The following is a 12831-nucleotide window of genomic DNA, read 5'->3' as shown; positions in this document are numbered from 1 at the left end:
GCTCGGCGTAGAGGTTGAGCGAGGTGTGCATGGCGCGCACCCAGGCGGTGGAGGGGGTGTGCTGGTGCAGCAGGTGCAGGAAGTGCCCGCCGATGGAGTCGTCCTCGGTCTCCACCTCGATGCGCCGGCCGTGGTGGGCATAGTGGTGCCAATACAGCAGGATCGAGCCGGAGCAGGCGATCAGGCGGTCGCCGATGGCGCGCGCGCCGGCATAGGGCATCGACTCCTTCTCGGGCTCCAGCGAGCCGAGCAGTGAGGTGCCGGTGCGCAGCACGTCCATCGGATGGGCCGAGGGCGGGAGCTGCTCCAGGGCGGTCTTGAGCGCCGCGGGCAGGCCGCGCATGGCGCGCAGGCGGCGCTTGTAGGCGACCAGCTCCGGGCGGCTCGGCAGGTGGCCGTGGATCAGGAGGTGGGCGATTTCCTCGAATTCGGCGTGGTCGGCAAAATCGATGATGTCGTAGCCACGGTAATGCAGGTCGTTACCGGTGCGCCCGACGGTACAGACGGCGGTGTTGCCGGCGGCGGTGCCGGACAGTGCGACGGACTTTTTCGCCTTCGGCAATGTGCTCTCTTGCTCGGCCATGCTGATCTCTCTTCTTGGTTCAGTCATTGATGGGATCGTCTGCAACTGCGGAAGTGACGTTTAGTCCTTATCCGCCGCGAACAAGGCGTCGAGCTTCTGCTCGAAGCCGTGGTAATTCAGATAGTCATACAGGTCCATGCGGGTCTGCATGGTGTCCACCACGTTGGCCTGGGTGCCGTCGCGGCGGATCGCCTGGTAGACGTTGAGCGCCGCCAGGTTCATAGCACGGAAGGCGGAGAGCGGATAGAGCACGAGTGAACACCCGGCCTCGCCCAACTCGGTGGTGGTGTAGAGCGGGGTGGCGCCGAACTCGGTGATGTTGGCGAGGATCGGCATCCCCACGGCGGCGGCGAAGCGGCGGTATTGGTCGAGTTCCACGATGGCCTCGGGGAATACCATGTCGGCGCCGGCCTCGACACAGGCGATGGCGCGCTCGATGGCGGAGTCGATCCCCTCCACGGCCAGCGCGTCGGTGCGTGCCATGATCACCAGGTCATCGGTGCGGGCATCCACCGCCGCCTTGATGCGGTCGACCATCTCCTCCTTGGAGACGATGGCCTTGTTGGGGCGGTGACCGCAACGCTTGGCGGCCACCTGGTCCTCGATATGAATCCCGGCCGCCCCGGCGCGGGACATCTCGCGCACCGTGCGGGCGATGTTGAAGGCACCGCCCCAGCCGGTGTCCGCGTCCACCAACAGCGGCAGTTGGCTCGCGAAGGTGATGCGGCGTACGTCTTCCAGCACGTCGTTGAGGCTGGTGATGCCCAGATCCGGCACGCCAAATGACCCAGCCGCGACCCCGCCGCCGGACAGGTAAATGGCGCGATAGCCGGTCCGCTCGGCCATCATGGCGTGGTAGGCGTTGATGGTGCCGACCACTTGCAAGGGGCGTTCGGCTTTGACGGCTTGGCGCAGACGGGCGCCGGGGGTGTTCGCTTGGGTCATGGGTCGATCCGTGGTTAGGTGGTGGTGTCAGTTGCGAGTTGGCGCTCGACGTTTTGGCGGGAGGCGCGGATGTGTCGGCGCATCATGAGTTCGGCCAGTTCGCCGTCCCGCTCGGCGATGGCGTCGACGATCAATTCGTGTTCCTTGAGTGCATCGCGCGCCCGGTTGCTGACCATCCCGAACTGGCAGCGGTACATGCGCGCCAGGTGGTAGAGGTCGTCGCACAGGATGCCGATCAGGCGCTGGTTGCCGCTGCCCTGGACGATGCGGTAATGGAAATCCATGTCCCCTTCCTTCTGAAAATAGGCCTGCCAGTCGTCGCGCGCGATCTCGCGCCGGTGCTGTTCCAGCAACGCCTTGATATCTTTGATTCCAGCCGTGGACATGCGCTCCGCGGCGAGGCGCGCGGCCATGCCCTCCAGGGCCTCGCGGATCAGATAGATCTCGATCAATTGCTCGTTGGAGAGGGTGATGACCCGTGCGCCGATGTTGGGCCGGCGCTCGACCAGGTTGCAGGCCTCCAGCCGACGCATGGCCTCGCGCAGCGGGCCGCGGCTGATCCCCAGGCGGGCGGCAGTCTCCGGTTCGCTGATCTTGCTGCCGGCCGGGATCTTGCCCTCGACGATCGCCAGGCGCAGTTGCCCGAACACGCGGTCGGCGATGGTGGAGGTCTCCTCCGGCAGGGGCTGCGCGATGGCGTCCATTCAAAGTGTCGACAATCTGGTTTGAGTGGAGCGAAATATAGCCCGTTCTTGGACGATGTCAAGATGGTCTGTCGACAATATAGAGCATTGAGCAGGCGCGGGCGGCGCCTGGCACGCGCTGCGCGTGCCAAGCGCCGCCCGCGCCTCTGATTCCACCTCCGGCCATTGGTGGCGCCGGAACGAGGAGGGTCGAGACAAGCCTTACTGATGCTCGTCCGCGATGTGTGTCAAGTCACTGAATTGGCTTGCTGACAGACTTGAGTCAGCGCTTTGCGCAGGTCGTCGGGGAGGGAGTTCCAGCCTTGTCGGGCGATGGTCTCGGGGATGCCGAACAAGGCTTCGGCGACGCCATCGGTGATTGTGGCCAGCGTGTCGCCGTCGCCGCCCAATGAAAAAGCGTGGCGGATAGTGTCCTCAAAACTGGTCGCCGGCAGGATTGCACGATGTCGCACAAATTTGGCATTGCTGGCCCCGTGCCGCTTGCTTGACAAGCGATTGAGGGATGAGAAAATGGCGAAACGGATTCTTATCAGGACTTCCCAGCGCCGGCTCGGGCGTGGCACCGAGATCCGGTTGGCCGTACTTGAAAATCTGTGCCTTACAAGACGATTGCTGCCGTCATATTGGGTCACTCGGCGTCTCCGTAACGCCACGGGTTTTCGAAAATAAAATCCGTCAACGGATAGTCGAGCTTCAACAAAATAAATTCGATCATGGTTATTGACCAATATTCTCTTGATGAGCCATCCAGATTATATGTGCTCTTTATTGTCCCACTGTCCGTGATAGTGTTGGCCACGCGAATGCTGTTTAGGGTGCTTCTTACATTTAACGGTAACACGCAAGCGATAATCTCGTCGCGTATTTCTTTGTCTACAGCAAAGTCCTTTATTTCATTTAATATCAATATCTCATAAATGAAATTAACCGCATTTTGAACTGTGGTCGTTTCCGATTCATTATTCTTGTGATTTTCAATGCACGCAATTAGTGCTCGTATGGTGGTGGTGGCGTTCTCCTTGTCCATGATCGCGCGCTCTATCGAAAAATAGAGGTGCTCCCCTCTTCGATGGAAGATTTTATATCTCCTGCATAGTGCCGCTATGGACTTATGATCGCCTATATTGCCTAGCGCACCAATGGCGGCAATTACTGCTTCGGATCTTAGTGCAGCCAGAATGTGTTATCTTCATATATGGGGTACATGTCAGCGTAATCTCTGTCTACTGCGGAGAAATCAAAGTTTGCGCAGGTAATCAAAAGATCAACTGATGCGGGGTCGGCAATTTCACCTAAAGCATGAATGCCAGCGTTGATGATTCGATATTTTGTTTTGAAGTCGATGTCCAGTCGATTTTCTGCGTTTTCCGTCATTATCCTAATGATGAAGCGCGAAATGGCGTCTCCTGCCAGTGCAAGTGCGGGTTGCGTGTCATTTTCACGGCCCTGATCTTTGCATTTCTGAGCTAGCGAGGCTAAACTCTCGATGATGGGAATGTCTTTTATGTCGTCTATATAGATACTATGGAGATAATAATTTCCATTATAATGCTTCTTATGAAGTAACTCGACCAGATATTCAAGGGCGCATCTATCTGCGATTTTCGAAATTGATCGAATAGTCAGAGATATGGTCATCGTCCAATCCGCGAGCGATTCTTTGTGCTGCAAACAGAACTCAATATATTGAATTAAGTCTTTGCCTAGCCTTGGTTCCGCCAATTTGCCCTAAGACTTTCGCCGCGTACTGCCTGGCTATCGCGTCATATGCATCTTTCGCGGGGTAATAAAGGAAGGGAGCAATCTTGTCGACTATTTCGTTATGATCTTTCGTCTGCAGTATGTCGTATACATCTGGTTTCATCCGTAAATCATCATGCAACCATCGAAAAGAGTCCTCAAGACGCTGCCTCAAGAAAGGATTGTCATTGTTATCAAAAATGCAAACGATCGCTTGATCAAAGGTTTCGGGAAGATCGGCGGTTGGTGCTTTTTCTAAATTCATTTTCTATAACCATTTGCGGTAGGATTTAGAATCGGAATCGGGGCGTTCACCCTAATCAGTCGATGCTGGAACCACTCTGTGTCTAGGTACATCAGGCCAAAATGGGTGAGCTTCGACCCTGCCGCGTGGCGTTCCGGGAATGTCCTTAAGGAGTTTCGCGGTGCGTTGACTGGTCTGATCATATGCCCCGAGGAGCCGAGTTTCCGAGCGCTGGCCTGACCATGCGGCGCTTGCCGACTCGCCCCTGCGGGTGCATCTGCCCCTGGGGGGCGACGGCGGAACCGGTCAGTGTAATACCGCATCCACTGTGTCGGCGGTGAGGATGCGCTCGGACCAGTGCAACAGGGTGTCGGCGTCCGCCTCGGCAATGCGTTGGCGCACCGACTCGCTCGGGGGACCGAACTTTTGTTCGATCTGACGCAATAGCATCCTGACTTCCCCCTGTTGTCTTCCTTGCTCGATGTAGCGGTCGATAAAGGTCTGCATGATCGGGTCTCCGTTTGATGTCTGTTGCAGCAGCCTGCGGGCGTCCTGCTCGTCCACGCGCTGGGTGCCTTGGACGTAATATCGCAGCAGGGATTCGAGAAGCTCCAGGGCGGTGGCCTGGTCGGCTACTTGCTCGATCAGGTTCAACAGTTCGCGCAGCCGCGCGATGGGCTCGTCGCTGAAGATCCAGCGCATGGCCAACTGGACCAGTCGGGTCAGTACGTCGCCCTTGATCTCGGCGTCGGTGCGGACGGACAGGTCGTGAAGGGCATACGTGAACTGGGGGACGAAGGGCTTCAGTGCGTCCGGCAGGGGTGCGACCAGTTCGTGAAAGCTACGCGGCGCCTGCCAGAGGCGTTCGCCGTGGTAGATCACCAGGGGGTAGACCGGCGGGAGATGCCGTGCGTCGGGGTGCTGCTTGCGGTGCTGCTCACCCTCGGCCGCGATGTAACGCAACAGTTGCAGCAGGGTCCAGTGCTCGGGGGTGCTCTTATGCTCGAACAGCAGGTAGATCGTCAACTCGCCGTCGCCATTGCGGCACTGCACCCGATAGACTAAATCCGAGTACGCCGAGCGCAGATCCTTGGAGACGTAGGTGTCCTTGGATATCTCCAAGGTGTCGAGGTGGATGGTGGCGAGGAGTCGCGACGGCAGATGGTGGCGCAGGAAATCCTGGGCGATTTCGCGGCGGCCGAAGCTCTCGCGAAAGAAGGCGTCGTGAGGTGTTGCGAGGTCGTCCATGGCACCAGAGGCTAGCCATTTCCGGCCTGGCTGGCAAGTGGGCGGTGGGGTTTCGCTCCCGCCCCCCACGACCCCTCTCCCGCCAGCGGCGGGAGAGGGGCGCTTACCCGGCGTCTCAGCCGTGCTTGGCGTACCCGATGGCTGCCAGCGCGGCCTCGATCTCGTCCAGGATGGCCGGATCGTCGATGGTCGCCGGGGCCTTGTACTCCTTACCGTCGGCGATGCTCTTCATGGTGCCGCGCAGGGTCTTGCCGGAGCGGGTCTTGGGCAGGCGCGGGACGATGACCACGGTCTTGAAGGCCGCGACCGGGCCGATGTCGTCACGGACCTTGTTGACGAGCTCCTTGCGGATGATCGCCGGGTCCCGGTCGACCCCATTCTTCAGCACCACCAGGCCTAGGGGCAGTTCGCCCTTGAGTTGGTCGGCGGCGCCGATGACCGCGCACTCGGCCACGTCCGGGTGGCTGGCCAGCACGCCTTCCATCGCGCCGGTGGACAGGCGGTGGCCGGCCACGTTGATGATGTCGTCGATGCGGCTCATGACGTAGATGTAGCCGTCCTCGTCGATGTATCCCGCGTCACCAGTAAGGTAATATCCGGGCTGGATGGCGAGGTAGGACTGGACGAAGCGCTCGTCGTTGTTCCATAGGGTGGGCAGGCAGCCGGGCGGCATGGGGAGCTTGATCATGATCCGGCCGATGTCGCCGGACTTGACCGGCTCGCCTTCCTCGTCCAGGACCTGGACGTTGTAGCCCGGGACCGCCCGGGTGGGGGAGCCGGGTTTGACCGGCAGCAGTTCCAGCCCGAGGCAGTTGGCCGCGATGGCCCAACCGGTCTCGGTCTGCCACCAATGGTCGATCACCGGGACCTTGAGGATGCGCTCGGCCCATTGCAGGGTGTCGGGGTCGCAGCGCTCGCCGGCCAGGAACAGGGCGCGGAAGCCGCTCAAGTTGTAGCGCTTGAGGTGCTCTGCGTTGGGGTCGTCGCGCTTGATGGCGCGAAACGCCGTCGGGGCGGTAAACAAGACCTTGACGTCATGGTCTTCGATTACCCGCCAGAAGGCCCCGGCGTCCGGGGTGCCGACCGGCTTGCCCTCGTAGACCACGGTGGTGGCGCCCACCAGCAGGGGGGCGTAGACGATGTAGGAGTGACCCACGACCCAGCCCACGTCCGAGGCGGACCAGAAGACCTCACCGGCCTTGATGCCGTAGATGTTGGCCATGCTCCAGGCCAGGGCCACGGCATGTCCGCCGTTGTCGCGAACGACACCCTTGGGGACGCCGGTGGTGCCGGAGGTATAGAGAATGTAGAGCGGATCGGTGGCGGCCACCGGGACACAGTCGGCGGGTTGTGCGGCGGCGACGGCCTCCGCCCAGCCGATGTCGCGGCCGGCGACCAGGGTGCCGGGCTCCTGCGGGCGCTGATACAGGATGCAGCGCTCGGGCTTGTGCTCCGCGAGGTTGATCGCCTCGTCAAGCAGGGGCTTGTAATGCACGATCCGGTTCGTCTCGATGCCGCAGGAACCGGCCACCATGACCTTCGGCTTGGCGTCGTCGATGCGGGTGGCCAGTTCCCGGGCGGAGAAGCCGCCGAAGACCACCGAGTGGATGGCGCCGATGCGGGCGCAGCCGAGCATGGCGATCAGCGCCTCCGGCACCATCGGCATGTAGATGATGACCCGATCGCCCTTGGTCACGCCCAGCGCTTGCAGCGCCCCGGCGAAGCGCGATACCCGCTCCTGCAATTGTCGATAGGTGATGATTTCCTTAGAATTCGTCACCGGGCTGTCGTGGATGATCGCAGCTTGGTCACCGCGCGTGGCCACGTGGCGGTCCACCGCGTTGTAACAGGTGTTGAGTTCGGCCCCACTAAACCAGTGGTAGAAAGGGGGAGTGGAGTCGTCCAGGACCCGATCCCAGGGTTTGATCCAGTCGATCAGGCGGGCGGCATCCGCCCAAAAAGCGTTGGGATCGCTCATGGAGCGGTCGTAGCTGGCTTGGTAGCCCATGGCATTTCCTCCGTTGGGGTGACCGCGGCCCCGGGCGGTGCAGCGGTGTGGCTGTCTGGTGTGGCTGTTGAATTAGCCCGCCGCAACCTTAGTCGGTCCCGGCGCACCGCGCAATGGTCACCGAAATGGTGTTGCGCGTCTCTATCCACTACACCCGGCGGTCGATCCCGGCTATCCTGTCGGCCGGGGCTGCCACTGCGCGGGGTTGACCCTTGAACTGCCCGCCCATGCGGGCCTGGCGGGTTGACGGATGCCTGCGGCGTGGCGGCAGTGGCCGCGTCGCTGGCGTCAGCCTCAGTCGTAACCAGGCGAGCTTTCATGCCTAGCAGGCACAACATGTACACGGATGGCTGTGGTTCGCGGGTCCTTCCCGGCGGCCCCCGCGGGGGTTTGGCTTGAATTCGGTGCATTGGTGGCGACAGTGCGCAACCGCTGCCAGCGTCCTGTTGCTCGCCCAGTTGTCGGCACCGCCGGCGCTCCTCGCCCAAGAGGTGATCGTCCACCCTGGCGTCGGGGTGACGACGATCACGACCAATGAGGCGCGCCTCTACCTGACCTTGCGGCTCAAGACCTGGCCGAACGGCGTGCCGGTCAAGGTCTTCGTGTTGCCGGACGGTGATCCGCTGCACCGTCGCTTCAGCAATACCGTGTTGGGGCTGTTTCCCTACCAACTGCGCCGGGTGTGGGACCGGCAACTGTTCTCCGGTACCGGCCAGGCCCCGACCGCGGTGGCGAGCGAGGCCGAGATGCTCTGGCGCGTGGCGTCCACCCCCGGGGCGATCGGCTATGTTGAGTCCGTGCCCGCCGGCGCGTCCGTTCGCCCACTGGAGGTTCGCTGATCATGGCTCTGATTGTCCGTTTGGCCATGTGGCTCTTACTCCTGCTCAGTGCTGCCGCGGTGGCGGGCGAGGGCCGTGTGCCGTCGCTGTGGGAGCGGCTTCAGGGAGACCGTCTGCAGATCCATGGCTTCGCCAGCGTGACCGGGGTCAAGACGAGCGCTAACCGTTTCTTGGGCAGTACGCGGGGCGGCGCCGTGAACTTCATTGAGGTGGCGCTCAACGCGTCCTATCAGTTCAACCCGCGCATCCTGTTCTCCGGGCAGATCTTGGCGCGGCGTGCGGCGAGCATGTCAAACGGCTCGCCGGTCCTGGACTACGGGCTGGTGGACGTGACGCTGGCCGAGACGGTCACTGGCCGTTTTGGGGTGCGCGCCGGGCGCCTCAAGAACCCGCTGGGGCTGTACAACGAGACCCGCGATGTCCCCTTCACCCGTCCGAGTATTTTTCTGCCCCAAGTCATCTATTTCGATAAGCTGCGTAACATGATCCTCTCCACCGACGGGCTGATGCTCTACGGGGACCTGGCGACCCGCTACGGCGATCTCTCACTCACCCTGGGCGGCGGTCAGGCCGTGCTTGATGAGAATGTCGAATGGGTCTTCCTGGGCGCCAACTATCCCGGCAAGTTCGTGCCTCACGGGCTCACCTGGGTCGGCAATCTGTGGTACTCGGCCTTTCATGAGCGGCTACGGCTGGGGTTGAGCGGAATCACCTCCACCCTTGGGTACCGACCCGGGCAGAGTGCCCCCGACCTGGACGCGGGCCAAATGCAGATCAGCGACCTGATCCTCTCGGCGCAATACAATGCAGAGCATTGGACCCTGACCTCCGAGTACTCCCGGTTGCCCCTGGAGTGGCGTGGCTTTGGTGCGTACTTCCCCTACCGCAAAAGCACCGGTGAAGGCTATTACCTGCAAGGGACCTATCGTGTACTGCCGACGGTGGACCTGGTCTTGCGCTATGAGGAGGGCTTCGCCGACCGCCGGGATCGCAATGGCGTGCAGGCGTCCGCGGCGCTCGGTGGACTGATCCCGCCCAGTGATTATTTCGCCAAAATATGGACGTTCGGTGTGCGTTGGGATATCAATCCGCAGGTCATGCTGAGGGCCGATTACGCGCGTCACCAGGGGACTTACACCATCTCGACGCGGGAGAATGATCCGGCCGCTCTGGCGAAGGACTGGGATCTGTTTGCGCTGCAAATCGCCGTGCGCTTCTAATCGATCACCGTGGATAGTTCGCGCGCGCAACGGACCCGACCGGCCTTCATGAGCCTGCGCTGGCAGGCCCTGATCGCCCTGTCGCTGGTGCTGCTGGTAGTGAATGGGACGCTGGCGTTCATGGCGTATCGGCAATCATCGGCCCAGTTCGATCTTCAGCAGTCGGGGGTACGGGCGAACCAGGTGCGTCAGTTGCGCGGCTTGCTGGGGCGCAACTACGAGGAAATGACCCGGTTGGTAAGTGTCGTACCGCTTTTGGGGCCGGACCCCGCGTCGCATCAAGCGCCCAATTTCGATGAGCGCCTACGCCGCGGCCTGGAGAGTGATGGCGCCCTGCTGGGCCTGGAGTGGGATGTCCGCTCGGTCTATTGGATCACCCCGGCCGGCCGGGCCGCCCTGGTCTGGCCGGCCGACGCCCAGGCCCCGGGGGCCGAACTGATCGTGGCCCTCACCGGCAAGGACGACAGTGTCACCCAGGTGCTCGCGTGTCAGCCCGAATGTCTCCAGTTTCTCGCCGCGCCCGTCCTGTGGCAGGGACGCTCCGCGGGGACCCTGGTGCTCGGGCGCTCGCTCGCCGATGCCCTGCTGGCCTTCAACGCGCTCACCGCCGCCGAGGTGGCGGTGTTCAACACCAGCGCTGAGGCGTCGGTGGACGCACCGCCGCACTTTCCGGCCATGACCCATCCGAGCCGGACCGCGCCGATCATTCGCACCCTGGCCCCAGCGCTCGCGGGCAGCAGCGGCCGTGGCCAGCGGGTGCTGGGTGAACTCGGCGGCCAGTGGTTCGAGGTCTTCCGGGTCGATGATCTGGCCCCCGGGGTGGCGGCGCTCGTGGTCGACGAGGTGACGGCGGAACGTCAGGCGATCCGCACGGCCACGCGCATCAGCATCCTGCTTGGCCTGGGTGGCCTGATCCTGTCCGGCTCACTGTTGTTCTGGCTCGCCCAGTCCTCGGTGGGGCGGCTGCGCCGCATCGTGGCGGCACTGCCGCTGCTGGCCGATAACCGGTACGCGGAACTGCGCTCCAGCCTGCCCCCGGTGGGCGGCCGGCTGACCCCGACTGACGAACTGGACCATCTCAGCGAGACCGCCCAGACCCTCACTGACCGCATGGAACAACTCCAGCGCGACCGTGAGGAGGCCGAGGCCCGCCTGGTGTGGCTGGCCGACCATGACCCGTTGACGCGGCTCTACAACCGCCGGCGCTTCAACGAGGACTTCGGTCGCGTGCTGGATCAGGCGCAGCGTTTCGGCCACCGCGGTGCCCTGCTCTTTCTCGATCTTGATCAGTTCAAGGACGTCAACGACTTGAGTGGGCATCAGGTGGGTGACGGGATGTTGCAACGGGTGGCCGAGCAGTTGAGTACGCTGACCCATCCGAGCGACATTCTGGCCCGGCTGGGTGGTGACGAGTTTGCCTTGGTACTCCCGGAGTGTACCGACGCCGACGCACTGGTGTGTGCCGAGCGCGTCCAGGCGGCGGTGCGCTCGATCCAGGTGCGCGAGAATGGTCGCGTCCACCGGGTCACCGCCAGTATCGGCATCGCCCTGTTCCCGGATCAAGGTCAGGAGCCACAGGAGATCCTGGCCAATGCGGATCTCGCCATGTTTCAGGCCAAGGATAAGGGGCGCGGTCGCTGGCACCTGTTTTCGGCCGAGGACCAGGCCCGCGAGCAGGCGGACGCCCGTGTCACCTGGCGGGACAAGATTGCGGAGGGCCTGCGCGACGAGCGCTTCGAGCTGCATTTTCAACCCATCGTCGCGGTCGCCACGGGCGTCATCGAGCATTGGGAGGCGCTGCTGCGGTTGCGCGACATCCGCGGCGAGTTGGTCTATCCCGACCGCTTCATCCCGGTCGCGGAGAAGACCGGCCAGATCCAAGCCATCGATCACTGGGTCTTGACGCAGGCCGTCCGCCTCCTGGCCCGGGACCCGCGTCTGCGACTGTCGATCAATCTGTCCGGCGGTGCCATGGACGACCCGGCGTTGCTGCCGGATATCGAGCGGCTGCTCGCCGAGCAGCGGGTGGCCCCGACGCGCCTCACCTTCGAGGTGACCGAGACCGTGGCGGTGGCGAGCATCGCCCGGGCAAATCAACTGATGCAAGCGATCCAGCAACTGGGTTGCCGCTTCGCCCTCGACGACTTCGGCAGCGGCTATGCCTCCTACGTCTATCTGCGGCGCCTACCGGTGGACGACATCAAGATCGACGGTACCTTCATCCGCGATCTGGCGACGAACCGCGAGGACCGGATCTTCGTCAAGGCCATTACCGATATGGCCCATGGCATGGGCAAGCGAGTAACGGCGGAATTTGTCGAGAGTGCGGCGATTTATGCGGTCCTGGGTGAGCTCGGAGTGGACTGCGCCCAAGGCTATTTTCTTGGCCGGCCGACACTCATCGCCGAACACGGCCCTTGGCCACGGGCGGCGGTCTATGGTCCACGGTAAGGGCGCGTCGGCGCTGGGCAGGTCATGATCGCCAGAAAAGACACTGGAGCAACCCCGCGTGAGCCGTATTAGAGAGCGCATTGATTACATACTGAAGATCCTCTGCACTGGTGCGGTCATAACCGCTTGCGTGAGTCTGTCGTCACCGGTCCAAGCGCTGTCTGGCAGTCCAGCGCAGACGCGCACGGTTGAGCATTTGCGCACGCTACGTTCGCAGCCACCGCTGCTGTGGGCCTTTCTCAAGGACATGCCAAAAGGCGGCGATCTGCATAGCCATTTGTCGGGCGCCATCTATGCCGAATCCATGCTGGGATGGGCGGCTGAAGACGGGCTCTGTGTCAATAATCAGACGCTGACTCTGAGCAAGCCGCCGTGCCATGAAGATGCGGGCCAACTGCCGGCCACCAAGGCGCAAACTGATGCATCGCTTTATCGCCGCATGATCGATGCCTGGTCGATGCGTAATCCGGCTGCCTCCGGACTCAGTGGGCATGATCAGTTTTTCGACAGCTTCGCCAAATTTGGCGAAGCGACCAGCAGCCACCGGGGCGACATGCTGGCAGAAGTAGCATCCCGTGCCAGTGCCGGACGGGTCAGTTATCTGGAGTTGATGCTGACGCCCGCCTCCTCGGCGATCACCGAGCTGGCCACGAGGATCCATTGGGACGATGATTTAGGTCGACTGCGTACGGTGATGCTGGAGCAGGGCCTGCCTGAGGTGCTCAGGGCCGCGACCGAGGACCTGAACAGTGCCGAGGCGAAACAGCGTGATATCCTGCACTGCGGCACCGCCGATCCCGCGTCCGGTTGCTCCGTGACGGTGCGCTATTTGTATCAAGTCGCCCGCGG

The 12831-nt window shown here is 62.5% G+C and carries 13 protein-coding genes; 4 read left to right on the top strand and 9 right to left on the bottom strand.

The window, feature by feature from the left end:
- From QZY44_RS13990 to QZY44_RS13950, 9 genes are all read right to left on the bottom strand, one after another.
- On the bottom strand, nt 1-583 hold a 583-nt coding region (locus tag QZY44_RS13990), incomplete at its 3' end, for a citrate/2-methylcitrate synthase (protein WP_295447204.1).
- 60 nt (nt 584-643) lie between these two features.
- Nucleotides 644-1528 (bottom strand): methylisocitrate lyase, encoded by an 885-nt coding sequence (gene prpB, locus QZY44_RS13985; RefSeq protein ID WP_295447202.1) that lies wholly within the window; start codon nt 1526-1528, stop codon nt 644-646.
- A 14-nt stretch (nt 1529-1542) separates the two neighbouring features.
- Nucleotides 1543-2232 carry a GntR family transcriptional regulator gene (locus QZY44_RS13980; RefSeq protein ID WP_295447200.1) on the bottom strand — a complete coding sequence of 230 codons (690 nt, stop codon included), beginning with the start codon at nt 2230-2232 and terminating at the stop codon, nt 1543-1545.
- 227 nt (nt 2233-2459) lie between these two features.
- The gene (locus QZY44_RS13975; RefSeq protein ID WP_295447198.1) at nt 2460-2864 is read right to left on the bottom strand and encodes a hypothetical protein; all 405 of its coding nucleotides are present in this window, start codon (nt 2862-2864) and stop codon (nt 2460-2462) included.
- On the bottom strand, nt 2861-3259 hold the full coding sequence (locus QZY44_RS13970; protein ID WP_295447196.1) for a hypothetical protein: 399 nt from the start codon (nt 3257-3259) through the stop codon (nt 2861-2863). Before QZY44_RS13970 ends, QZY44_RS13975 begins: the two co-directional genes overlap by 4 nt.
- A 137-nt stretch (nt 3260-3396) precedes the next feature.
- Nucleotides 3397-3870 carry a hypothetical protein gene (locus QZY44_RS13965; protein WP_295447195.1) on the bottom strand — a complete coding sequence of 158 codons (474 nt, stop codon included), beginning with the start codon at nt 3868-3870 and terminating at the stop codon, nt 3397-3399.
- A gap of 40 nt (nt 3871-3910) precedes the next feature.
- Nucleotides 3911-4237 carry a hypothetical protein gene (locus QZY44_RS13960; protein ID WP_295447193.1) on the bottom strand — a complete coding sequence of 109 codons (327 nt, stop codon included), beginning with the start codon at nt 4235-4237 and terminating at the stop codon, nt 3911-3913.
- A gap of 285 nt (nt 4238-4522) precedes the next feature.
- Nucleotides 4523-5464: an Rpn family recombination-promoting nuclease/putative transposase gene (locus QZY44_RS13955; RefSeq protein WP_295447191.1), complete on the bottom strand. Its 942-nt coding sequence runs from the start codon at nt 5462-5464 to the stop codon at nt 4523-4525.
- Nucleotides 5465-5579: 115 nt separating this feature from the next.
- A complete protein-coding gene (locus tag QZY44_RS13950; protein WP_295447189.1) occupies nt 5580-7472 on the bottom strand; it encodes a propionyl-CoA synthetase in 1893 nt (630 codons plus the stop codon).
- Nucleotides 7473-7876: 404 nt separating this feature from the next.
- Here QZY44_RS13950 and QZY44_RS13945 point away from each other — a divergent pair, with 404 nt between their 5' ends.
- From QZY44_RS13945 to QZY44_RS13930, 4 genes are all read left to right on the top strand, one after another.
- Nucleotides 7877-8311: a hypothetical protein gene (locus QZY44_RS13945; RefSeq protein ID WP_295447206.1), complete on the top strand. Its 435-nt coding sequence runs from the start codon at nt 7877-7879 to the stop codon at nt 8309-8311.
- 2 nt (nt 8312-8313) lie between these two features.
- Entirely contained in the window at nt 8314-9531 is a 1218-nt protein-coding gene (locus QZY44_RS13940; RefSeq protein WP_295447187.1) for a TonB-dependent receptor, read from the top strand.
- A gap of 48 nt (nt 9532-9579) precedes the next feature.
- The gene (locus tag QZY44_RS13935) at nt 9580-11982 is read left to right on the top strand and encodes an EAL domain-containing protein (RefSeq protein WP_295447185.1); all 2403 of its coding nucleotides are present in this window, start codon (nt 9580-9582) and stop codon (nt 11980-11982) included.
- Between the two features lie 58 nt (nt 11983-12040).
- On the top strand, nt 12041-12831 hold a 791-nt coding region (locus QZY44_RS13930; protein ID WP_295447183.1), incomplete at its 3' end, for a hypothetical protein.

Source organism: uncultured Thiodictyon sp. (assembly GCA_903837595.1).
Lineage (GTDB): Bacteria > Pseudomonadota > Gammaproteobacteria > Chromatiales > Chromatiaceae > Thiodictyon.
Note: the sequence above shows the minus strand (reverse complement) of the source record. Positions and strands in the feature narration are given on the sequence as shown.